We start from the raw sequence: 23,070 nt of genomic DNA on the forward strand, positions 1-23,070 counted from the left end.
CTTCCTTCAGCGGTTTTCCTGCCACCACACAGCCGTGTAGGCGGCGGCGCCGATCAGGATCACCGGCACCATGGCCGCAATCGGTGCGGACCAGTCCAGCAACTGGGCCACCTGGGCCACCAGGCGGTTCACCAGGTGGAAGCCCAGGCCCAGCAGCACACCGAGCAGCAAACGCCCCCCTACCCCGCCGCTGCGCGGGGGGCGGTAGGCGAAGGCCAGGGCAAGCAGCAGCATGATGGGGCCCGCCGCGGGGTAGATCATCTTGTTCCACAGGGCGATCTCGTAGCGCCCGTATTCCTGGCGGTTTTCCTTCAGGTGGGCCACGTAGGCCCTCAGGGTGGCGATGGACATGCGCTCCGGCGACACCATGAGCACGGACAACAGGTCCGGCGTGACCGCAGATTCCCAGGCCATGTCCGTCACTCGGCGCGTGGTGGTGCGGTCTTCGCCGATGGCCGTTTCAGTCACCTGGCGCAAGGACCAGCGCCCGCCTTCCCACACGGCGCCCTCCGCCTGGCGCAGGGCGCGCAGGTGAAAGTCCTGGTCGAACACGTACAGGCGTATCCCATGCAAAGTCGCGTCGGGGGACATCTCCCGCACGTTGATGAAGGTGTTGCCGTCCTTGGCCCACAGTCCGGTGCGGAACTCCCGGGCCACCACGCCGGTGGTGGCCCGGGCCTTGAGCTGCTTGGCGGCCTGCTCCGCATGGGGCATGACGTACTCCCCCAGCACCAGGGTCAAGGCGCCGATGGCCACCCCCAACATCACCATCCAGGCAAGCAGGCGGTACATGGACAGGCCTGCGGTGCGCATGACGCTGAATTCGGAACCCAGGGCCAGGCGGTTCCAGGCGAACAGGCTGCCGATGAGCAGGGCCACTGGTACCAGTTCATAAAGGCGCACGGGGGTGTTCAGGGTCACATAGGCCAGGGCCAGAAGCGGCGTGTAGGAGGTCGTATGGGCGTCCCCCAGTTCGCCGATGAAGTCGAAGAAGGAGAACAGGCCCAGGAGGGCAAGCAGGGCCAGGAAGGTAGCGCCCAGGATTTCCCTGGAAACGTAGCGGAACAGGGTGCTCATCGCGCCCAGGGCCCCCGGAAGCGCTGCCAGTAGAAGGCCGCCAGCACCAGCAACATGCCTCCGTGAACCAGGAACAGGGCTTCGCCCGGGTTCAGGCGCGACCGGGTGACCCAGCCCTCGGAGAGGCCGACGAAGTTGTTGTAGGCCAGGTAGATAAGGATGGCAAACACCACGTTCATTGATCGCCCCGCCCGGGGATTGACGTAGCTGAGGGGCACCGCGAGCAGCACCAGCATCAAGGCGCTCAGGGGGTAGCCCACGCGCCAGACCAGCTCACCCATGTTTCTGGGATTGGGTTGGGCCCATAGCTGGCCCATGGTGAGCATGCGTGGGCTCTCGGCGGCCTCGGCCAGGGCCTGGGGCTGGAGTCGCACCGCGTAGGAGTCGAATCCGCCCATGCGGAAGTCTGCCTCCCCCGGGTTCCCCTCATAGCGGCGCCCCTGCTCCAGCACCAGGAAGCGTTCTCCCGTGATCTGGGTTTCAATATGTCCCTGGCTTGCCACCATGATCCCGGTCCGACCGTGCATCTGGGACTGGACGAAGACGTTCCCCACCCGTTCACCGTCGGCGGACAAGGATTCCACGAAATGGACCCGCTTGCCCTGGCCGAACTCCGTGAACATGCCCGGAGCCATTGAAGAGACCTCGTCCCGGGATTCCAGGATGCGCTGGTAGGCGGACTGCTGCTTCGCCGCCCAGGGCAGGCCGACGAAGCTCACCAGGGCGATCAGTGCCACCATGGGCACCGAGAACAGCAGCACCGGCCGCGCCCAATCCCAGGGCCCAACGCCGCCCCCCATCCAGATGACCGCCTCGCTGTCCCGCCAGATGCGGGACAGGCACATGAACACGCCGATGAACAGTCCCAGGGAAAGGAGCACGGGCAGGAAGCGCAGCACACCGAAGGCCAGCATGGGCAGCACCGCGCCCACCTCCAGGTCACCCATGGCGGCCTTGCCCAGCACCCGCACCAGGATCACCACCAGGAAAATGGAGGTCAGGGCCGCGAAGGCAGACGCCGACATGGCTGCCATTTCACGGGTCAGGGCATGGTCGAAACGGGTCATGGCATTCGGGCGCTTTGACTAGCCCGGACGGGCCACCAATAATCCCCGCATATGCCAACCGGCACATCCATGGGACAACTGGAGACAGAGATGGAATTCAGCATCAAAAGCGGCAGCCCGGAAAAACAACGCACCGCCTGTGTGGCGGTGGGCGTGTTCGAACAGAAAAAAATCAGCCCGGCGGGCCAGATCCTGGACCAGGCCGCCAAGGGCTATCTGGCCGACATTCTCCGGCGCGGCGACATGGACGGCAAGACGGGCACCACCCTGGTGCTGCACAAGGTGCCAGGCCTCTCGGCGGAGCGGGTGCTGCTGGTGGGCCTGGGCAAGGAGAAGGAATTCCAGGAGAAGGCCTACCGGGACGCCGTTCGCGCCTCCGTCAAGGCCCTGACCGACCTGGGCGTGACCGAGGCCTGTTTGTATGTGGGCGAGGTGCCGGTGAAGAACAGGGACCTGGCCTGGAACATGGAGCAGGCCGTCCTCGTGGCGGAAGAGGCCACCTACCGGTTCGAGCAGATGAAGAGCAAGCCCAGCAGCGACAAGAAGGCTTTGCGGAAGCTTACCCTGGCCATGACAACAGGGGAGGGGATGACCGGTGCCATTGCCGCGGTCCAGCGCGGCCAGGCTACCGCCCGGGGCATGCAGCTTGCCAAGGACCTTGGCAACCTGCCGGGCAACGTCTGCACCCCCACCTATCTGGCGAACCAGGCCAAGGCACTGGGCAAGGAGTCGGGCCTCAAGGTCCAGGTGCTGGACCAGGGCCAGATCGAGAAGCTGGGCATGGGCTCCTTCCTCTCCGTGGCCAAGGGCAGTGACGAGCCGCCCCGTTTCATCGTCCTGGAGCACAAGGGCGGCAAGAAGGGCGAGAAACCCGTGGTGCTGGTGGGCAAGGGCATCACCTTCGACTCCGGCGGCATCTCCCTGAAGCCGGCGGCGGAAATGGACGAGATGAAATACGACATGTGCGGCGCCGCCTCGGTGCTGGGCACACTGCGGGCCGTGGCGGAACTCAAGCTGCCCCTGAACGTGGTGGGCCTCATCCCCACCTGCGAGAACCTGCCCAACGGCCGCGCCAACAAGCCCGGCGACGTGGTCACCTCCATGTCCGGCCAGACCATCGAGGTGCTGAATACCGACGCGGAGGGCCGACTGATCCTGTGCGACGCCCTGACCTACGCGGAGCGCTACGAGCCCGCTGCCGTGGTGGACATCGCCACCCTCACCGGCGCTTGCGTCATCGCCCTGGGGCACGTGGCCACGGGTCTGCTGGCCAACCGGGACGACCTGGCGGCCGACTTGCTCCAGGCCGGCGACGCCGCCCATGACCGCTGCTGGCAGCTGCCCCTGTGGGAGGACTACCAGGAACAGCTGAAGAGCAACTTCGCCGACATGGCCAACATCGGCGGCCGCCCCGGCGGCACCATCACCGCCGCCTGCTTCCTGTCCCGCTTCACTGAGAAATACCACTGGGCCCACCTGGACATCGCCGGCACGGCCTGGAAGAGCGGCAAGGAAAAGGGCGCCACGGGCCGGCCCGTGCCCCTGCTGGTGCACTTCCTGGCCAAGCGGGCAGGCCAGGCCTAGGCATTACACGCGGCCCGGAGCGGTCGGCATCAGCTGGTCGAGGCCGGGTCCAGCAGGGTGTCCCGGGCCTCGGGCAGGAGGTCCGGGTAGTCCCGGGAGGCGTGCAGGCCCCGGCTTTCGTGGCGCAGCTTGGCGCACCTCACCACGAGTTCGGCGGTGAGCACCAGGTTGCGCAGTTCGATAAGGTCGTTGCTGATGCGGAAATTGCTGTAGTACTCGTTGATCTCGTCGGTCAGCAGCTTCAGGCGGTGGCTGGCCCTTTCCAGGCGCTTGCTGGTGCGCACGATGCCCACGTAGTCCCACATGAAGCGGCGCAGTTCGTGCCAGTTGTGGGCGATGACGATCTCCTCGTCCGCGTCCGTTACCCGGCTCTCGTCCCAGGGCGGAAGTTCCCGGGGCACCGGCACGTCCGAAGCGGCGATGTCCGCCGCGGCGGCCCGGCCATAGACCAGGCATTCCAGCAGGGAATTGGAGGCCAGGCGGTTGGCGCCGTGGAGCCCCGTACAGGTGGTCTCGCCGATGGCGTAGAGAAATTTCGTGTCGGTGCGCCCGGCCTGGTCCACCACCACGCCACCACAGGTGTAGTGGGCCGCCGGCGCCACGGGAATCCATTCCCGGGTGATGTCCAGGCCCAGTTCCAGGCAGCGGGCGTGGATGGTGGGGAAATGGCTGACGATGAACTTGGCGGGTTTGTGGGTGATGTCCAGGAACACGCAATCCAGGCCACGCTTCTTCATCTCGAAGTCGATGGCCCGGGCCACCACGTCCCGGGGCGCCAGTTCCGCACGCTCGTCGTGCTCGGGCATGAACCGGGTGCCGTCCGGCAGGCGCAGCACCGCCCCTTCTCCCCGCATGGCCTCGGTGATGAGGAAGGACTTGGCGTGGGGGTGATACAGGCAGGTGGGGTGGAACTGGACGAATTCCAGGTTGGCCACCTGGCAGCCGGCCCGCCAGGCCATGGCGATGCCGTCCCCCGTGGCCGTGTCCGGGTTGGTGGTATAGAGAAAGGCCTTGCCCGCGCCGCCGGTGGCCAGCACGGTAAACCCGGCCCCCAGGGTCACCACGTGGCCTGCCTGGGTGTCAAGCACATAGGCGCCATGGACATGGCGCCCCAGTCCCCGCAGACCCAGGTGCCGGTCCGTGATCACGTCCACGGCGATGTGGTGTTCCAGGAGGGTGATGTTTGCCCTCTGCTCCAACAGGGCCAGCAACCGCTCCTGCACCACCCTACCGGTGGCGTCGGCCACGTGCAGCACCCGGCGGTAGGTATGCCCCCCCTCCCGGGTCAGATGGAACGCCCCGTTCTGGCGATCGAAGGGCACGCCCTGGTCGATGAGCCAGCGGATGGCCTCGGGCCCGGACGCCACCACATGGCGCACCACGGCCTCGTCGCAAAGCCCGGCACCGGCCACCAGGGTGTCCCGCACGTGGTCATCGAAGGAATCCTCCACCCCCATGACGGTGGCGATGCCCCCCTGGGCCCAACTGCTGGCGCTGTCCCGGGGCTGCTTCTTGGTGACCATGGCGATGCGCATGGTTTGTGGCAGGGACAAGGCCAGGGTAGCGGCCGCCAGGCCGGAACCAATGATAAGGACGTCGAAGCGCTGCATAAATGTTTCGGAGGTGGAATGGGGGGCCGCCCCGGAAGGCAGCGTAAGCGGCGAACCCGTGTATCGGGCGGTTATACTCGTCCCTGCGTGGAATGCATAGCCGTCACCGCCGGGGTGCGGGTACGCCCGCGCCAAACAACATTGCACCGTGAAAGAGAGAACAGCCGCGTGAGCGATCGGGAAATCGACCTCCAGTTGGTCGAACGGGTTCGGGAAGGGGACAAACGCGCCTACGGGCTGCTGGTGGAGAAATACCGCCGCAAGCTCATGCGTCTGCTGTCCCGCATGGTGCGGGACCCGGACGAAATCGAGGATATCGCCCAGGAGACCTTCATCAAGGCCTACCGGGCCCTGCCCCAGTTCCGCGGCGACGCAGCCTTCTATACCTGGCTCTACCGCATCGCCGTGAACACGGCAAAGAACTACCTGGCGGCCAAAAGCCGGGGCATGCAGACACTATCGGACCAGGCTCTCAACGACGAGGACGAGCCGGACGAACGTCTGGTGGCCCAGGACATCAGTACGCCGGAGTCGGAACTTCTTACGAAACAGGTGGCCTATGCGGTTAATGAAGCGGTGGAGGCCTTGCCGCAGGAACTCCGCCAGGCCATTACCCTCAGAGAGATTGAAGGTATGAGTTACGAAGAGATCGCCGAAGCCATGGACTGTCCGATCGGTACGGTGCGTTCGCGCATCTTCCGGGCTCGGGAAGCCATTGCCGCCAAGCTGCGTCCCATCCTGGGCACTTCCGAAGACCGAAGGTGGTAAGCATGATGATGAAAACCGCGACCCAAGCCATGCCCCTCGCGGAGCACGACGACACCCTTTCCGCTTTCCTGGATGGCGAACTGTCCGACGATGAGGCCCGCCAGGTTCTGAGAAACCTGGACGCCGATGCGGCTGCCCGGGACAAGGCCTGGTCCTACATGTCGGTGGGCGATGCCCTGCGGGGCTTCCATGCCGCGCCGCCGTCGCCCCATCTCACCGCCCGGGTCATGGCGGCACTGGAACAGGAGCCCACTATCCTGGCGCCCATGCGCAAGCCCAGGGACCGCCGCGCCTCCATGTGGCTGGCGGCGGCGGCTATCGGCGCCATCACCTGGGGCCTGTGGCAAAGCCTGCCCGACCGGGGCCCGGCGATCCCCCTGGCTGCCAATGACACACCCCCCCCCATGGACGTACAGCCCTACCTGGCTGCCCATCAGGACTTCGCCCAGGCCGTTATTTCCCCGGCGGAAATGAACTTCACCCAGGTTTCCCTGGTGGAGGCCCGCCCATGAAGGGGGGGGCTTGGCTGACCCTGGCCGCAGTGGCCGCGTCACTGCACTCCACCTCCGCCCTTGCCACCGATGCCCTGCCCGCCAACGAAGCAGCCAACCTGCTGCAAAGGATTTCCGACGCCTCTCGCCGCATGGCCTATGAAGGCGTATTCGTTTTCCGGCACGGCGGCAGCGCACAGACCCTGATGGTCAGCAACCGCCCCAGCGGTACCAGCGTGGAAAGCCGGCTCATGACCATGGACGGCAGCCAGCGGGAAGTCCGCTGTTCCCAGCAATCCTCCGTGACCCTGGTGGTCAACGGTACCCAGTTGCGACTGGAGAAGCGCCTCAACAAGCGCCATTTTCCCGATTTGCTGCCCGTAAGCGCCGCCCCCCTGGCCAGCTGGTACGCGGTACGCCCAGGCACCCAGGACCGGGTGGCGGGCAAGGACTGCAACAACGTGGAAATCACTCCCAGGGACATCTACCGCTGGGGCTATGTCCTGTGCATCGATCGCAGCACCGGTTTCCCGCTACGGGCAGTGATGACCAACGGCAATGGTCAGCCCCTCATGCAATACAGTTTCGCCGAGATCAAGCTGGGCTCCATGCCCAAGGCGGAAAACCGCTCCATGCCTCACATCCCGGAAGCTGCCAGGCCTGTGGACAACGACAGCATCGAGATCGGCGGCCTGCCACCGGGCTTCAGCCGTATCGCCGCCGTGCGGCGTCAGTTGCCCAACCATAGCGGCGAGGTGGAGCACTGGGTTTTCAGTGACGGCCTGACCCACGTATCCCTTTTCCTGGAGCCCGCAAGGCTACCCGTGGAAGCCATCAAGGGTCAGAGCAAGCAGGGCATGATCAACATGATCAAGCGCCAGGTGGGCGGCCTCCAGGCCACCATCCTGGGCGAGGCACCCTGGGCCACGGTGGAAAGCATTGCCATGGGCCTGGAGGAAAAGCGTTGATCGAGTCCCCGGCTCGGGTCACCCGCATCGAGGGCGCCACGGCCTGGGTCATCAGCGAAGCCCCCTCCTCCTGTGGCGCCTGTGGCGGCAAAGGCTGCGGTTCCTCAGCCTTCAACCGCCTTTGGCACCCGGAAAACCCGGAGTTCCACGTAGCCAACCCCATCCATGCCCAGCCGGGAGAGGCTGTGGTGGTGGGACTGCCAGAGGGTGCACTGCTCCAGGCCAGCACGGCGGCCTACTTGGTGCCCCTGGCCTCACTGCTGGCAGGCGCGGCATTCGGGCAACTGGTGGTGGGCGGGGAACTGGCCGCCGCCCTGGGCGGTCTGACCGGACTGCTGCTGGCGGGGCTCTGGCTCAAGGGCCGACGCCCGCGCAACGAAATCGATCCGGTAATCCTGCGGCGCGGTACGACTGCCTGTGCCAACGGTCACTGACTTTCAATCGACTGTTTGACTTGATGAGGTTTGTCATGAACAAGTGGTTAACCCTGTTTGGTTTGACCCTGGGCTTTATGGCGGAAGTCGCCCTGGCCCAGCTCCCCGATTTCACGGACATGGTGGAACGCCAGTCCCCTGCCGTGGTGAACATCGCCACCGTCCAGGACAGCCGACAGGTTCGGCGCGGCCAGCGCATGCCGGAGGCGGGTGAGATGTTTGATTTCTTCCGCCGCATGCTGCCCCCGGAAATGGACCCCCGGGACCCCCACCGGGGACCCATGCAGATGCCGCCCCGCCATGGCCAGGGCTCCGGTTTCATCATTTCCGCAGACGGCTACATCCTCACCAATACCCATGTCGTGGACGACGTGGACGAGGTGGTGGTGAAGCTCCATGACAAGCGGGAGTTTCGGGCAAAAGTCGTGGGCAAGGATGATCGTACCGACGTGGCTCTCATCAAGATCAACGCCGACAAGCTGCCCACGGTGACCATAGGCACCCCCGGCAAACTGCGGGTGGGCGAATGGGTACTGGCCATCGGCGCCCCCTTCGGCTTCGAGAACTCCGTCACCGCCGGCATCGTCTCCGCCAAGGGCCGCAGCCTGCCCCAGGAGAACTACGTGCCCTTCATTCAGACCGACGTGGCGGTGAACCCGGGCAACTCCGGCGGGCCCCTGTTCAACATGAACGGCGAGGTGGTGGGCATGAACTCCCAGATCATCTCCCGCTCCGGCGGCTACATGGGCCTGTCCTTCGCCATCCCCATCGACGTGGCCATGGACATCGCCCAGCAACTCAAGACCGACGGCAAGGTGGACCGGGGCCGGTTGGGGGTCATGATCCAGGAAGTCACCGCCGACCTGGCCGACTCCTTCGGCCTTAAGAAACCCGAGGGCGCCCTGGTGGCCGAGGTGGAATCCGGCAGCCCCGCCGACAAGGCCGGCATCCAGGTGTCCGACATCATCCTCGCCTTCAATGGCCGTGCCATCAGGGAATCCATCGACCTGCCCCGCATGGTGGGCGCCACCAAGCCCGGCACCAGGACCAAATTGAGCGTCTGGCGCAAGGGCAGCACCCGGGAGTTGGACGTGACGGTGGGCGCCATGCCCGAGGCGGAGAAGACCGCCCAGGCACCCGCTGCCAAGAAGAGCAACCGGGCTGGCCTGGTGGTTGCCGCCCTGGGCGCTGAACAGAAGAAGGCCCTGGACATCAACAGCGGCGTGCTGGTGGAAGATGCCACCGGCCCGGCCGCACGGGCGGGTATCGAGGCCGGCGACGTGATCCTGGCGGTGAACAACCAGGAAGTGAACTCCGCCGACGACCTGAACCGCCTGCTGGAGGGACGCCAACGGGTGGCCCTGCTGGTGAAGCGGGGCGAGGGCGCCCATTACGTCTCCCTGCGGCTGGACAAATAAGTCTTTGAAAATTTGCGGGAAACCGGGGCCGTCGCCGCTAAGGTACCGGTGTTTCGGGTAAAATCCCGCCCGTTCCCGTCAATGAGGCACGTTCCGCGTGCCTCTCTTTGTTTTTCATGCGCAACATCCGCAACTTTTCCATCATCGCCCACATCGACCACGGCAAGTCCACCCTGGCGGATCGCCTGATCCATCGTTGCGGTGGCCTGGCGGACCGGGAGATGGACGCCCAGGTCCTGGATTCCATGGACCTGGAGCGGGAGCGGGGCATCACCATCAAGGCCCAGACCGCAGCCCTGCTGTACAAGGCAAAGGACGGCCAGGAATACCAGCTCAACCTCATCGATACCCCCGGCCACGTGGACTTCTCCTACGAGGTGTCCCGCTCCCTGTCCGCCTGCGAGGGCGCCCTGCTGGTGGTGGACGCCTCCCAGGGGGTGGAGGCCCAGACCGTGGCCAACTGCTACACCGCCATCGACCTGGGTGTGGAGGTGTTCCCGGTACTGAACAAGATCGACCTGCCCTCGGCGGAACCGGAGCGGGTCATCGAGGAGATCGAGGAGATCGTCGGCATCCCCGCCGAGGACGCGGTGCGCTGTTCCGCCAAGACGGGCCTGGGCATCGACGACGTGCTGGAGGCCATCGTCAGGCACGTGCCGCCCCCCGCCGGCGACGAGGACGCGCCCCTGAAGGCCCTGGTGATCGACTCCTGGTTCGACAACTACGTGGGCGTGGTGATGCTGGTGCGGGTGGTGGACGGCGTGCTGAAGCAGAAGGACAAGATCCGACTGATGGCCGCCAATGTGGATTACCTGGTGGAAAACGTGGGCGTGTTCACGCCCAAGTCCCTGGCGCGCCCGGAACTGCGTGCCGGCCAGGTGGGCTTCGTCATCGCCGGCATCAAGGACCTGAAGCACGCCAAGGTGGGGGACACCCTGACCCTGGCCAGTCGTCCCGCCACCGAGCCCCTGCCCGGCTTCAAGGAGATCCAGCCCCAGGTGTTCGCCGGCCTGTATCCGGTGGAATCCCACGAATACGACTCCCTGCGGGACGCCTTGACCAAGCTGCAATTGAACGACTCGGCCCTGCGCTTCGAGCCGGAGACCTCCCAGGCCCTGGGTTTCGGCTTCCGCTGCGGTTTCCTGGGCCTCCTGCACATGGACATCGTGCAGGAGCGCCTGGAACGGGAGTTCGACCAGAACCTCATCACCACCGCCCCCTCCGTGGAATACCAGGTGGTGATGAAGGACGGCACCATGATCGACGTGGAGAACCCCTCCCGCCTGCCGGATCTCTCCAAGATCGAGGAGATCCGGGAACCCATCATCACCGCCACCATCCTGGTGCCCGAGGCCTACCTGGGCAACGTCATGACCCTGTGCAACCAGAAGCGGGGCGCCCAGGTGGACATGAAGTACATGGGCCGCCAGGTCATGCTGAAGTACGACCTGCCCCTCAACGAGGTGGTGCTGGACTTCTTCGACCGGCTGAAATCCACCTCCCGGGGCTACGCCTCCCTGGACTATGAGTTCAAGGAATTCCGCGCCGACGACCTCATCAAGCTGGACGTGCTGGTGAACGGCGAAAAGGTGGATGCCCTGGCCCTCATCGTGCACCGCTCCACCTCCCAGTACCGGGGCCGGGAACTGGTGTCCAAGATGCGGGAACTGATCCCCCGGCAGATGTTCGACGTGGCCGTGCAGGCGGCCATTGGCTCCCACATCATCGCCCGGGAAACGGTGAAGGCCCTGCGCAAGAACGTCCTCGCCAAATGCTACGGCGGTGACATCACCCGCAAGAAGAAGCTGCTGGAGAAACAGAAGGAAGGCAAGAAGCGCATGAAGCAGGTGGGCAACGTGGAAATCCCCCAGGAGGCCTTCCTGGCCATCCTGCAAGTTGGAGAGAAATAAGTGAATTTCGCACTGATCCTGTTCCTGGCCCTGGTGGTCACCGGCGGCATCTGGCTCATCGACCACCTGTTCCTGGCCCGGCACCGGGCGGCGGACGGCAAGCTGCCCATCCTGGTGGACTATTCCAAGAGCTTCTTCCCAGTGATCCTGGTGGTGTTCTTGCTGCGTTCCTTCCTGGTGGAGCCCTTCAAGATTCCTTCCGGCTCCATGCTGCCCACCCTGCTGGTGGGGGACTTCATCCTGGTGAACAAGTACGAGTACGGCATCCGCCTGCCGGTGATCAACAGGAAGGTCATCGAACTGGGCCAGCCCGCCCGGGGCGACGTCATGGTGTTCCGCTTCCCCGCCGACCCCTCCCTGGATTACATCAAGCGGGTGGTGGGCGTGCCCGGAGACGAGGTGGAGTACCGGGAGAAACGACTGACCATCAACGGCAAGCCCACGGACATGGTGCGGGAGGGCCAGTTCGAGTACACGGGCCAGGGCCTCAACTACATTCGCGGCGACACTTGGCGGGAGCGCCTGGGGGAACACAACCATATCGCCATGACCCTGCCTGGGGAGCCCCCCGTGCGCGTGTACGAGGTAGCGGGCAATTTCCCCTACCGGGATCATTGCAGCTACAGTGAATCCGGGTTCAAATGCACCGTGCCCCAAGGCCACTATTTCATGCTGGGAGACAACCGGGATGCCTCCAATGATTCCCGCTACTGGGGTTTCGTGCCTGACGGGAACATCGTGGGGCGTGCGTTCTTCATCTGGTGGAATTTCGATGATTTCCTGAACATGGTGAGCACCCTTTCCAAGCCGGCCCGGATCGGCACCATCATCGACTGAACTGCATAGGAGGCCCCATGCGCAAACAACTCGGCATGTCCCTGGGCGGCTTGATCTTCCTGCTGCTGCTGCTCGTTTTCGTGGTCTACACCGCGGCGCGCGTCGTCCCGGCCTACATGGACTACTGGAGCCTCAAGCACGTACTGGAGAACGTGCTCAGACCCCTGACAGACGAACGTGTAACGCCAGTATCCATTCGCAACCGCTTCGAAAGGGAACTGAGCCTCAACAACATCAAGACGGTGTCGGTGGCGGACCTGGAGATCGAGCCCATGGAAAACGGTTTCCACCTGGTGGCCGAATACAGCGTGAAAGAGCCCTTCTGGCGCGAAATCCACCTGTGTATGGATTTCAAGGCGGAAGCGCAAAGCAAGTAGTTCAATGCCAGCCAGCACGGCCAAACTGGAGCAACAGCTCGGCCACACCTGGACCCGGCGGGACCTCCTCCTCCAGGCCCTGACCCACCGTAGCTATGGCGCCAGCAACAACGAGCGCCTGGAGTTCCTGGGGGACGGGGTGTTGAACTGCGTGGTGGGCCTGATGCTGTACCAGCAGTTCCCCGACCTGCCGGAGGGACGCCTGTCCCGCCTGCGGGCCAACCTCGTGAACCAGGACTCCCTCCACACCATCGCCCTGGAACTGGGCCTGGGCCAGCACCTCCATCTGGGCGAAGGTGAGATGCGCAGCGGCGGCGCCCAACGCCCCTCCATCCTGGCCGACGCCCTGGAATCCCTGCTGGGGGCCGCCCTGCTGGACGCGGGCTTCGATACGGCCCAGGCGTTGGTGGAACGCCTGTTCGGTTCCCGGTTGGCGGCCATCAACCCCGCCGTCCAGGGCAAGGATGCCAAGACCCGGCTGCAGGAGTGGCTCCAGCCCCGGCGCCATGGCCTGCCCACCTACGACCTGAAGGACACCTCGGGCCAGGCCCATGCCCAGACCTTCCACGTGGAATGCCGCATCGACGCCCTGGGGGTGGTGACCCAGGGCCAGGGAGGCAACCGCAAGGCGGCGGAGCAGCAGGCGGCCGCCGCGGCCCTGGCCATCCTGGAGAAATCGTGACCCCACCCAACAGTCCGGCGCACGCAAGCCCCTTTCGTACCGGGGTCATCGCCGTGGTGGGTCGCCCCAACGTGGGCAAGTCCACCCTGGTCAACGCTCTGGTGGGGGCCAAGGTCAGCATCGTCTCCAGCAAGCCCCAGACCACGCGCCACCGCATCCTGGGCGTGCGCACCGAGGAGGATGCCCAGTACATCTTCGCCGACACCCCCGGCTTCCAGACCCGCTACAAGAGCGCCTTGAACCAGGCCATGAACCGCTCCGTCACCCAGGCCCTGGCGGAGGTAGACCTGGTGCTCTGGCTGGTGGAGGCCATGAAGTTCACCCCCGCCGACGAGCGCATCCTGCCCCTGCTGCCCCGGGACAAGCCCGTGGTGCTGGTGGTGAACAAGGTGGACGCCGTGGCCGACAAGACGGACCTGCTGCCCTTCCTGCAAAAGATGTCCAAACAGTTCGCCTTCGCCGAGATCGTGCCGCTGAGCGCTGAGCAGTCCAGGGACGCGGTCCGCCTACCCGCCATCCTCAAGCCCTATCTGCCCGACGGCGAGCCCTGGTTCGCCGAGGACGACATCACCGACCGTTCCTCCCGCTTCCTGGCGGCGGAAATCGTGCGGGAGAAGGTGTTCCGCCTCACCGGCGACGAGATTCCCTATGCCGTGGCAGTGACCATAGAACAGTTTGAGGAGACCCCCACTCTCTTCCGCATCGGTGCCGTGGTGTGGGTGGACCGGGAGGCCCACCGCCCCATCCTCCTGGGCCAGAAGGGGGAACACATCAAGCGTATCGCCTCCGAGGCGCGCCAGGACATGGAAAAGCTCTTCGACCGCAAGGTATTCCTGGAACTCTGGGTGAAGATTAAGGGGGGCTGGGCCGACGATGCACGCCTGATCAAGCAGTTCGGTTATGAGTGAGCGGGTCGACGGCGAGGCGGCCTTCATTCTCCACACCCGCCCCTGGCGCGAGACCAGCCTCATCGTGGACGTGCTGTCCCGGCACCATGGCCGCCTGGGTCTGGTGGCCCGGGGGGCGCGGCGGCAAAGTTCTTCCCTGAAGGCCCGCCTGGTGTCCTTCCAGCCCCTGCACCTGTCCTGGTTCGGCAAGGGGTCCCTCCGGACCCTCCACGGCGCCGAGTGGCAGGGGGGCGGCCTGAACCTGCGGGGCCACGGCCTCATGTGCGGTTTCTACCTGAACGAACTGCTGCTGCGACTGCTGCCCGAGGGGGACCCCCACGAAACCCTGTACGACCACTATGCGGCCACCCTGGAAGCGCTGAACGGGCAAGGGGACGTGGAACCCATCCTGCGCCGCTTCGAACTGGACCTGCTGTCGGAACTGGGTTATGCCCAGCCCCTGGGCCATGCTGCGGATGGTGGCGACCTCCAGGCTTCCGCCCGCTACGGCTACGAATACGGTGTGGGCGTGGTGGCTCCCAGTCCCGGCGCCGCCACTTACGCGGGGCGTACCTTGCTGGACCTGGCCCTGGGCGACCTGAGCCGTCCCAGCACCCTGGCGGAAGGTAAACTCCTCATGCGCGGGCTCCTGGCCCATTACCTGGGCGAGCAACCCCTCGCCACCCGGCAACTCCTCATCGACCTGCAAAAACTATGACCATCGCCTTTGAACCAATCCGTCTCGGCGTCAACATCGACCATGTGGCCACCCTGCGCCAGGCTCGGGGCACCCGTTACCCCAGCCCTATCCAGGCCGCCCTGCTGGCGGAGACCGCCGGGGCGGATTCCATCACCTTGCACCTGCGGGAGGACCGACGCCATATCCAGGACGCGGACGTACACATCCTGCGGGACCTGCTGGCCACCAAGATGAACCTGGAAATGGCCGTCACCGACGAGATGCTGGAAATCGCCCGCCAGGTGATGCCCCAGGATGCCTGCCTGGTGCCCGAACGGCGCCAGGAACTCACCACCGAGGGAGGCCTGGACGTGGCGGGCCAGTTCGAGAAGGTGAGCCAGGCCTGTCGGATACTGGGAGACGCCGGCATCCGCGTATCCCTGTTCATCGACGCCGCGGTCCACCAGCTGGAAGCCGCCAAGGCTGCCGGCGCACCGGTGGTGGAGATTCACACCGGCGCCTACGCCGAGGCGGAGGGAGAAGCGGCGGGGCGGGAATACCTGCGCATCCGCGCCGCCGTGGAGAAGGGGCTGGAACTGGGCCTGGCGGTAAATGCCGGCCACGGCCTGTCCTACCACAACGTCCAGGCCATCGCCGCCATCCCCGGGGTGGAGGAACTCAACATCGGTCACGCCATCGTCGCCCAGGCCATTTTCAGTGGCTGGGAGGCGTCGGTGCGGGAAATGAAGCGCCTGATGGTGGAGGCGCGGTGAAGGGTGAAGGGGAGTTGAGCCACCCCATCCCTTCTCTTAAAGCATCGCCTGCCAGAGGGTGAAGCACACGTAACCCTCCCGGTTGCTGGAAAGCTCCAGGCTGTAGCCCTGGTCCTGGGCCTGCTTTGCCGCCTGGTAAAGGCCTATGCCCAGGCCGTCGTAGGTGGATACCGGGGCCTGGAACAGCTTGCTCGCCACCTCCTCGTTGGCGGCGTGGCCCGTGTCGCACACTGTCAACGACGGCAGGGTGCGGGTCACCAGGGCGATGCGGATGCGGATGTCCGGCTCCCCCATCCGTTTGCGCAGGGCATTCTGGATAAGGTTGTCGGCCACGCTCTCGAACAGTTCCTGGGGCAACCACAGGGCGGAATCCGCGTCGTCGATGTCGAACACCAGGCGCTCCTGGGCATAGCGGTTCTTCAGGTTGCGCCACCATTCCCGGGCCAGTATCTGGTTCTTGTCCACTGCCTGGGCCGGCGCCTTGAGCTTGTCCAGGGTGATTTCCAGGCGCTTGGCCACCTGGGGCAGCTGGCGCTGCATAAGGGTCTGGAGGGAGGCCGCCTGGTCCGGCTGGCTGTATTCCGCCGCGGAACACAGGGTCTTCAGGGACTGGAGCAGGTTCTTGACGTCGTGGGTCAAGCGGGAACCGGTCTCATACACCGCCTGGGTGTAGGCATTGGCCTGCATCTCCTGCTCCCGGCGCTTGGCCGCGTAGAAATAGCCGATGATCTCCGTAAGCAGGCGCAGGTGCAGTGAAAAGGCAGGGTTCACGGGGCTGTCGGTGTAGAAGGTCACCTCCACGCCCTGGTGGGCGAAGGCCACGGCGTGGGGGCTGGGGTCCCCCAGTTCATCCCGGGAGCGGGGACTTTTCCAGGTCACCCCCGTGGACCAGGGCAGATAGGTGAAGCCCAGCATGGCCGCCCGCAGGAAACGCTCCGGGTCGGACACCCTTTCCGCGGCGTCGGAAAGATCACTGAGCCATTCCTCCAGGGGCAGGCCCAGGGCCAGCACGTATCGGGAAAACAGGTTGCGCAGGCCAGAATCCTCCCCCCGTGGCTGCCACAGCCAGGCGATGATCAACAGGGAGATGGCCAGGGTGCTTAGGCTGATGAGGACCCCCTGGCCATAGTCGGTGTCGGTGAGGCGCATGGCGGCATAGCTGCCCAGGGCCAGCACGCCGATGAAAAGTTCGAACAGCAGGGTGTAGAGCAGGTCCACCACGCCCACGTGGCGGCGAATCTCCGGCGAAGGAAACATGGCCATGAGCAGAGGCAGGATCAGCAGGCTGTCGCGCCATAGCTGCATGTGCATGGTACCGCGCATGGGCAGCATGAAGCCCTGAGGCAGCAGCCAAAGGAAAAGCAGCAACAGCAGGTACAGCACACCCAGCCAGATGCCTGCGCGCTCCTGGGGGGAGCGCAGGCCCACCGCCACCCCTGCCAGAAGGCCAGCCAGCAATACTGTCCAGAGAGCGGCGGCCCAGAGGGAATTCAGGGCCGCCAGTGCCACGCCCACGGCCAGCACCCCCACGGCCCGGACCTTGGGCAGGCGGTGAAAGCCGCTGAAAAAGGGCTGCCATAGCAAGAAGGCGCCGTAATGGGCCAGGATCAGGGCAGGCCCCCAGGGTTCCCGGTAGCCCCATACAAAGGCGGCATGCAATAGCACCAGCATCAGCGCCAGAATGCGGTTGCCTTGGCGCTGCAGAAGGGTAGGCGTGAATAGCTGCAATAGCTTCATGTCACCGTCTTATCGGCAGGCCCGGGGTGGACTTGAGTTTCCCCGGGGGCCCGGCAGGCCGTGGGGAGATTGACGGATGTGTCGAGGCTTCGCCACATGGCCTACGACGAGCCAAGCCAAGGGATTGATTCGCCATGCAAGTCCCGTGGCGCGATTTTTGCTGTCATCTCAGGCATGAAGCGCGCGCACGGATACACCCTCATCGAACTGGCCATCGTTCTCATGGTGCTGGCACTCCTGATGGGGGGCCTGCTCAAATGGCAGGCATCGGAGGAAGCACTCTCGCCGGCCCCGGCCAGCGTACCCAAGTAGCCGAGCGGCATTCATCCCTCGCTCAGCTTGATCTCGGCCGCCGCCAGGGCCTCCGGTTCGCCCCGCAGCACCAGCACGTCCCCCACCCGCAGGACCACATCCCCGTCCGCGTTCAGACCGGGCTCGCCATATCGGCGCAGGTTCACCAGGTCGGCTCCCAGCGTATCCAGTTCCAGTTCCGCCACCCGGCGGTCCACGGCCCAGAACCGGTCCCGGACCATGATGGAGGCCAGGCGCTCTCCCCCCGCCTCGTCGTCCTCGTCCGTCAGGCCGCGGAAGTAGCCCCGCAGGGCACCATACCGGGCCTCCCGGGTCTGGCGGATGCGTTTCAGAACCCGGGCCAGGGGCAACCCCGCCATGAGCAGGGTCTGGGAAGCCAGCATGAGGGCCCCCTCCATCACCTCGGGCACCACTTCCGCCGCCCCCTTCTGCCGCAACAGGTCCAGGTCCGTGTCGTCCACCGTGCGCACGATCACCGGCGCATCCGGCTTCAGGCGATGGGCCGCGGCGATTATCTGCAGGGCCGAAGGCGTGTGGGAAAAGCTCACCACCACGGCCCGTGCCCGATGCACGCCGGCGGCCATCAACACCTCCGCCCGGGTGGCGTCGCCGAACACCACCGCCTCTCCCGCCTGGGCGGCGGCGTGAACCCGGCGGGGGTCATCGTCCAGGGCGATGAAGGGAACATTCTCCAGGGCCAGCAGGCGGGCCAGGCTCTGGCCGCTGCGGCCGTAGCCGCACAGGATGACGTGCTTCTGGATGCCGAAGGCCCGGGCAGCAATCTCGTGCACGCCCCGGGCCTGCTCCATCCAGGCGCCCCCCTCCAGGCGCCGGGCAAGGCGCATGCCGACCAGGTACAGACCCGGCGCCGCCAACATGGAAAGCACCATGGCCGCCAGGATGATCTGGTGGGACTCCCGGTCCACCAGCAGATTGCCCGCCGCCAGGCTCAGCAGCACGAAGCCGAACTCACCCGCCTGGGCCAGGGACAGTCCCACCCGGGCCACCACGGGCCAGGACTGGGTAAACAGGCCCGCCAGCAGGGCGATCACCACGCCCTTGCCCAGGATCAGCAGCAGCAGCACGCCCAGCACTCGGTGCCAGTGGCTGGCCACAACGTTCAGGTCCAGCATGAGCCCCACCGAGACGAAGAACAGCCCCATGAGCACGTCGCGGAAGGGGCGGATGTCCGACTCCACCTGGTAGCGGTATTCCGTCTCTGCGATGAGCACCCCGGCCAGGAAAGCTCCCAGGGCCAGGGAGAGTCCGGCCCGGTCTGTGATGTAGGCCAGGCCCAGGGTCACCAGGAGCACGTTGAGCATGAACAGTTCGCTGGACTTGGCCTGGGCCACCCACTGGAACCAGGGCCGCATGAGGCGCTGCCCCAGGGCCAGGATCAGCGCCAGGGCCAGGACGGCCTTCAGGGTGGCCAGCAGCATGGCCTCTCCCATGCCGCTGCTCTGGGCCAGGGCCGGCACGAAGATGATGAGGGGAGCCACGGCCAGGTCCTGGAACAGCAGGACCCCCAGGATGAGACGGCCATGCTCGCTGCCCAGTTCATCCCGTTCCGAAAGCAGCTTGCTCACCACGGCGGTGGATGACATGGCCAGCCCCCCCCCCAGGGCCAGGCCCGCCTCCCAGGACAGGCCCGCCAGCAGGCCCAGCACCATGACGATGAACATGGTGATGCTCACCTGGAGTCCCCCCAGGCCAAAAACGGCCTGGCGCATGGTCTTGAGGCGGGAGAGAGAGAATTCCAGGCCGATGGAGAACATCAGGAACACCACGCCGAACTCCGCCAGGCGGGCGGCGGGGGACTCGTGCTCCATCTGGGGCAGAAAGGGCCCCAGGCCGATGCCGATGAGCACGTAGCCCAGCAGGGCAGGCAGGCCCGCGGCCTTGAGCCCGGCCACAGCAAAGACGCCGGCCGCCAGCAGAATCAGAGTCAGTTCCAGTGTGGTGGGCATTGGAGTTGGAGGATAGTGGATGGGCTATGGGATGAACACGGCGCGATGGGCGCCTTCTCATTCCCCATCCCTCATTCCCCATGCCTCCGGATATATACTCTCGGCCCATTATGACACCGACTCCCCCTTCCCCCGAGGACATCCTCGCCATTGCCCGCCGCACCCTGGAGATCGAGGCCGCGGCCGTGCTGAAGCTGGGCGAGCACATCGACGGCGACTTCCTGCGTGCCGTGGAAACACTGCTGGCTTGCCAGGGGCGCGTGGTGGTTTCCGGCATGGGCAAGTCCGGCCACATCGGCGGCAAGATTGCCGCCTCCCTCGCCAGCACCGGCACTCCCGCCTTTTTCATGCATCCCGCCGAAGCCAGCCATGGCGACCTGGGCATGATCACTGGCGAGGACGTGGTCATCGCCCTGTCCAACTCGGGCGAGAGCCCCGAGATCGCCGGCATCGTGCCCCTCATCAAGCGACGGGGCGCACGGCTCATCGCCATGACGGGCAACCCGAGCTCCACCCTGGCGCGGGAATCGGACATCCACCTGAACGCCCACGTGGCACAGGAGGCCTGCCCCCACAACCTGGCGCCCACGGCCAGCACCACCGCCGCCCTGGCCCTGGGGGATGCCCTGGTGGTAGCCACCCTCTACGCCCGGGGATTCACTGTGGAAGACTTCGCCCGCACCCATCCAGGTGGCGCCCTGGGTCGCCGCCTGCTGGTGCATGTCCGGGACCTCATGCATGCCGGCGAGAACCTGCCCGTTGTGAACGCCTCCGCCAGCCTCAAGGACGCACTGCTGGAAATGACCCGCAAAGGCCTGGGCATGACTGCCGTGGTAAACGGGGAGAACCGCCTGGAAGGCATCTTCACCGACGGCGACCTGCGCCGCCTGCTGGATCGAGACGTGGACGTTCGCGGCACCATGATCGCCGATGTCATGAAGCGGAGCCCCCTCACCATCTCCCAGGACGTGCTGGCGGTGGAAGCGGTCCATGTCATGGAACAAACCAAGGTCAACGGCCTGCTGGTGGTGGACGGTTCGGGCCTGCTCACCGGGGCTCTGAACATGCACGACTTGTTGCGCGCGGGGGTAGTCTGAGATGAACATGAGCGAACACAACGATTCTTCCGTCGACGAGCGCGCCCGGGCCGTGCGCATGATCGTGTTCGACATCGACGGCGTGCTCACCGACGGCAGCCTTTTCTACGGCGATGACGGCCAGGAATACAAGGCATTCAATTCCCGGGACGGCCACGGCATCAAGATGCTTCAGGCCAGCGGAGTGGAAGCGGGCATCATCACCGGCCGCACCTCCCAGGTTGTCCTGCACCGGGCCCGCAACCTGGGAATCAGCCGGATATTCCAGGGCGCCCATGACAAGCTGGACGCCTTCGAAAACCTGCTTCTGGAGATGGGCCTGGCCGCGGAACAGATCGCCTACATGGGGGACGACATCGTCGACCTGCCGGTGCTGCGCCGCTGCGGACTGGCCATCACCGTGCCGGACGCCCCGGACGAGGTCAAGGCGCGCTGCCACCTGGTGACCCGGGCGGGGGCCGGCCGAGGCGCAGCCCGGGAAGTCAGCGAACTGATCATGCGCGCCCAGGGCACCTGGGCGTCTCAACTGGCTCTTTACGACCGCTGATTCATGACTGGCGGACACCAGGTCCATTGGCTGCCCCTCGGCCTGGCCACCCTGTTGGCCCTGCTGGGCATGTGGCTGAATCAGCTGACCCACCGCCCGGTGGTGGAGGACAACGGCGGCTTTTCCCACGAACCGGATACCATCGTGAAAAATTTCAGCGCCCTGGCTTTCAGCGTGGAAGGCAAACCCCTGCACCGCCTCAGCGCTGAACGCCTGATCCACTACATGGACGATGACACCACCGTGCTGGAGTCCCCCCGTTTCAGTGTCCTGGAGAGCGACAGAACCCGTTCCGACGTCACCGCGGACCGGGGGCAGGTTTCCGGCAATGGCCAGCATGTCCATTTCCTGGGCCATGTAAAGCTCACCCGCCTGGACCCCGCAGCCGACGCCCCCACCATCCTGACGACGGAATATCTCTGGATCACCCCGGATGCCCGCATCATGCAAACCCACAAACCCGTCACCCTGACCCAGGGGCGCACGGTCATCACCGCCGGCAACCTGCTGGTGAACGATAAAGCGAAGCAAATCTCCCTTGCCGGAGGGGTACATGGAAGCCATCAGAAAAACCGTTGAAATCCTGCTGCTTGGACTGAGCGTCATGACCTTCAGTCAAGCCGCGCACGCGGAAAAGGCGGACCGCGGAAAGCCCATCAACGTGGAGGCGGACGGCGTTCGCATGGACGACGTGAAGAAGGTGGCCAGTTACGAGGGCCACGTGGTGATGACCCAGGGCACCCTCATGATCACCGCCGACCGCATCGAGGTTCGCCAGGACGAAAATGGCGTGGTGTCGGGCCTGGCCACGGGCAAGCCCGTGTACTTCCGCCAGAAGATGGAGGCCAGCAACGAGTTCGCCGAGGGCTGGGCGGACCGCATCGAGTACGACGGCAAGGGTGACAATATCAAGCTCATGGGCCAGGCGCGTCTCAAGCGGGGCATAGACGAACTTCGCGGCGAACTGATCACCTATGACAGCGCCAGCGAGTTCTTCCAGGCCAAGGGTGGAAGCAGCGGCGCCTCGGGCCGGGTGCGGGCTGTCATCCGACCCCGCGCAAGCGGCACCGCCACCACTGCTCCCGCCAAGCCGTGAGTTACCTCATCGCGGAAAGTTTGGCCAAGCGCTACAAGGCGCGCAAGGTGGTCACGGACGCTTCCTTCCGCGTGGAGAGCGGCGAGGTGGTGGGCCTGCTGGGTCCCAACGGCGCCGGCAAGACCACCTGCTTCTACATGGTGGTGGGCCTGATCCTTGCCGACGCCGGCCGCATCCTGCTGGAGGACGAGGGCCGCCAGACCGTGCTCACGGGGCTGCCGGTATACAAGCGCTCCCGCCTGGGCCTTTCCTACCTGCCCCAGGAGCCGTCCATCTTCCGGCGTCTCACCGTGGCCGACAACATCGCCGCCATGCTGGAACTGAAGGGCTTCCGTGGCGACGAACTCAAGCACCGCCTGGACGACCTGCTGGAAGATCTGCACATCACCCACCTCCGGGATGCCCCCGCCACGGCCCTGTCAGGAGGCGAGCGCCGCCGTGCGGAGATCGCCCGGGCCCTGGCCACCTCCCCCCGCTTCGTGCTGCTGGACGAGCCTTTCGCCGGCATCGACCCCATTTCGGTCATCGACATCCAGAAGATCGTCGGTTTTCTCACCGAGCGTGGCATCGGCGTGCTCATCACCGACCATAATGTGCGGGAGACTCTGGGCATCTGCCACAGGGCGTACATCCTCAACGAAGGCCAGGTCTTGGCCGCGGGGACACCCGATGAGATCATTTACAATGAAAGCGTTCGCAAGGTCTACTTGGGAGAGCACTTCAAGCTCTAGGGATATACAGTTCGCTTCACC

General features: G+C 65.4%; 24 protein-coding genes. 19 read left to right on the forward strand and 5 right to left on the reverse strand.

Annotation, left to right across the window (positions count from 1 at the left end; translation table 11 throughout):
• Positions 1–6: 6 nt before the first annotated feature.
• Both lptG and lptF read right to left on the reverse strand, forming a co-directional pair.
• A complete protein-coding gene (gene lptG, locus H6935_07910; GenBank protein MCP5278271.1) occupies positions 7–1,077 on the reverse strand; it encodes an LPS export ABC transporter permease LptG in 1,071 nt (356 codons plus the stop codon).
• A complete protein-coding gene (gene lptF, locus H6935_07915; GenBank protein MCP5278272.1) occupies positions 1,074–2,144 on the reverse strand; it encodes an LPS export ABC transporter permease LptF in 1,071 nt (356 codons plus the stop codon). The genes lptG and lptF overlap by 4 nt, the downstream gene beginning before the upstream one ends.
• A gap of 90 nt (positions 2,145–2,234) precedes the next feature.
• On the opposite strand from lptF, the gene H6935_07920 reads away from it, so the two are divergent.
• Complete coding sequence (locus H6935_07920; protein MCP5278273.1) at positions 2,235–3,728, forward strand: leucyl aminopeptidase; 1,494 nt, start codon at positions 2,235–2,237, stop codon at positions 3,726–3,728.
• Between the two features lie 29 nt (positions 3,729–3,757).
• On the opposite strand, the gene nadB is transcribed toward H6935_07920, so the two are convergent.
• Complete coding sequence (gene nadB / locus H6935_07925; protein MCP5278274.1) at positions 3,758–5,338, reverse strand: L-aspartate oxidase; 1,581 nt, start codon at positions 5,336–5,338, stop codon at positions 3,758–3,760.
• Positions 5,339–5,506: 168 nt separating this feature from the next.
• On the opposite strand from nadB, the gene rpoE reads away from it, so the two are divergent.
• From rpoE to pdxJ, 12 genes are all read left to right on the forward strand, one after another.
• Complete coding sequence (rpoE, locus tag H6935_07930) at positions 5,507–6,106, forward strand: RNA polymerase sigma factor RpoE (protein ID MCP5278275.1); 600 nt, start codon at positions 5,507–5,509, stop codon at positions 6,104–6,106.
• A gap of 2 nt (positions 6,107–6,108) precedes the next feature.
• Positions 6,109–6,618 carry a sigma-E factor negative regulatory protein gene (locus tag H6935_07935; GenBank protein ID MCP5278276.1) on the forward strand — a complete coding sequence of 170 codons (510 nt, stop codon included), beginning with the start codon at positions 6,109–6,111 and terminating at the stop codon, positions 6,616–6,618.
• Positions 6,615–7,565: a MucB/RseB C-terminal domain-containing protein gene (locus H6935_07940; protein ID MCP5278277.1), complete on the forward strand. Its 951-nt coding sequence runs from the start codon at positions 6,615–6,617 to the stop codon at positions 7,563–7,565. Before H6935_07935 ends, H6935_07940 begins: the two co-directional genes overlap by 4 nt.
• On the forward strand, positions 7,562–7,999 hold the full coding sequence (locus H6935_07945) for a SoxR reducing system RseC family protein (GenBank protein ID MCP5278278.1): 438 nt from the start codon (positions 7,562–7,564) through the stop codon (positions 7,997–7,999). Before H6935_07940 ends, H6935_07945 begins: the two co-directional genes overlap by 4 nt.
• A 35-nt stretch (positions 8,000–8,034) precedes the next feature.
• Positions 8,035–9,417 (forward strand): DegQ family serine endoprotease, encoded by a 1,383-nt coding sequence (locus tag H6935_07950; protein MCP5278279.1) that lies wholly within the window; start codon positions 8,035–8,037, stop codon positions 9,415–9,417.
• A 116-nt stretch (positions 9,418–9,533) separates the two neighbouring features.
• Entirely contained in the window at positions 9,534–11,327 is a 1,794-nt protein-coding gene (gene lepA, locus H6935_07955; GenBank protein ID MCP5278280.1) for an elongation factor 4, read from the forward strand.
• Positions 11,328–12,164, forward strand: coding sequence for a signal peptidase I (gene lepB, locus H6935_07960; protein MCP5278281.1), 837 nt, complete (start codon positions 11,328–11,330; stop codon positions 12,162–12,164).
• A 17-nt stretch (positions 12,165–12,181) separates the two neighbouring features.
• A complete protein-coding gene (locus tag H6935_07965) occupies positions 12,182–12,541 on the forward strand; it encodes a DUF4845 domain-containing protein (protein MCP5278282.1) in 360 nt (119 codons plus the stop codon).
• Between the two features lie 4 nt (positions 12,542–12,545).
• The gene (gene rnc, locus H6935_07970; protein ID MCP5278283.1) at positions 12,546–13,223 is read left to right on the forward strand and encodes a ribonuclease III; all 678 of its coding nucleotides are present in this window, start codon (positions 12,546–12,548) and stop codon (positions 13,221–13,223) included.
• Positions 13,115–14,131, forward strand: coding sequence for a GTPase Era (gene era / locus H6935_07975; GenBank protein ID MCP5278284.1), 1,017 nt, complete (start codon positions 13,115–13,117; stop codon positions 14,129–14,131). Before rnc ends, era begins: the two co-directional genes overlap by 109 nt.
• Positions 14,124–14,828 (forward strand): DNA repair protein RecO, encoded by a 705-nt coding sequence (gene recO / locus H6935_07980; protein ID MCP5278285.1) that lies wholly within the window; start codon positions 14,124–14,126, stop codon positions 14,826–14,828. Before era ends, recO begins: the two co-directional genes overlap by 8 nt.
• The gene (gene pdxJ, locus H6935_07985) at positions 14,825–15,562 is read left to right on the forward strand and encodes a pyridoxine 5'-phosphate synthase (GenBank protein MCP5278286.1); all 738 of its coding nucleotides are present in this window, start codon (positions 14,825–14,827) and stop codon (positions 15,560–15,562) included. The genes recO and pdxJ overlap by 4 nt, the downstream gene beginning before the upstream one ends.
• A gap of 36 nt (positions 15,563–15,598) precedes the next feature.
• Here the strand turns inward: pdxJ and H6935_07990 are convergent, their stop codons facing one another.
• Complete coding sequence (locus H6935_07990; protein ID MCP5278287.1) at positions 15,599–17,299, reverse strand: HAMP domain-containing histidine kinase; 1,701 nt, start codon at positions 17,297–17,299, stop codon at positions 15,599–15,601.
• Positions 17,300–17,473: 174 nt separating this feature from the next.
• Between H6935_07990 and H6935_07995 the strand changes: the two genes are divergently transcribed.
• Positions 17,474–17,611 (forward strand): prepilin-type N-terminal cleavage/methylation domain-containing protein, encoded by a 138-nt coding sequence (locus tag H6935_07995; protein ID MCP5278288.1) that lies wholly within the window; start codon positions 17,474–17,476, stop codon positions 17,609–17,611.
• 11 nt (positions 17,612–17,622) lie between these two features.
• Here the strand turns inward: H6935_07995 and H6935_08000 are convergent, their stop codons facing one another.
• The gene (locus tag H6935_08000; GenBank protein MCP5278289.1) at positions 17,623–19,578 is read right to left on the reverse strand and encodes a cation:proton antiporter; all 1,956 of its coding nucleotides are present in this window, start codon (positions 19,576–19,578) and stop codon (positions 17,623–17,625) included.
• 110 nt (positions 19,579–19,688) lie between these two features.
• On the opposite strand from H6935_08000, the gene H6935_08005 reads away from it, so the two are divergent.
• From H6935_08005 to lptB, 5 genes are read left to right on the forward strand one after another with little or no spacing between them, the layout of a single operon-like run.
• Positions 19,689–20,675 (forward strand): KpsF/GutQ family sugar-phosphate isomerase, encoded by a 987-nt coding sequence (locus H6935_08005; protein ID MCP5278290.1) that lies wholly within the window; start codon positions 19,689–19,691, stop codon positions 20,673–20,675.
• Positions 20,676–20,682: 7 nt separating this feature from the next.
• The gene (locus H6935_08010; GenBank protein MCP5278291.1) at positions 20,683–21,222 is read left to right on the forward strand and encodes an HAD-IIIA family hydrolase; all 540 of its coding nucleotides are present in this window, start codon (positions 20,683–20,685) and stop codon (positions 21,220–21,222) included.
• A gap of 3 nt (positions 21,223–21,225) precedes the next feature.
• The gene (gene lptC / locus H6935_08015; protein ID MCP5278292.1) at positions 21,226–21,801 is read left to right on the forward strand and encodes an LPS export ABC transporter periplasmic protein LptC; all 576 of its coding nucleotides are present in this window, start codon (positions 21,226–21,228) and stop codon (positions 21,799–21,801) included.
• Positions 21,776–22,318, forward strand: coding sequence for a lipopolysaccharide transport periplasmic protein LptA (gene lptA, locus H6935_08020; protein MCP5278293.1), 543 nt, complete (start codon positions 21,776–21,778; stop codon positions 22,316–22,318). The genes lptC and lptA overlap by 26 nt, the downstream gene beginning before the upstream one ends.
• Positions 22,315–23,049, forward strand: coding sequence for an LPS export ABC transporter ATP-binding protein (gene lptB, locus H6935_08025; protein ID MCP5278294.1), 735 nt, complete (start codon positions 22,315–22,317; stop codon positions 23,047–23,049). Before lptA ends, lptB begins: the two co-directional genes overlap by 4 nt.
• The last annotated feature ends 21 nt before the right edge of the window (positions 23,050–23,070 follow it).

It is taken from the genome of Thiobacillus sp. (assembly GCA_024235835.1).
Lineage (GTDB): Bacteria > Pseudomonadota > Gammaproteobacteria > Burkholderiales > Thiobacillaceae > PFJX01.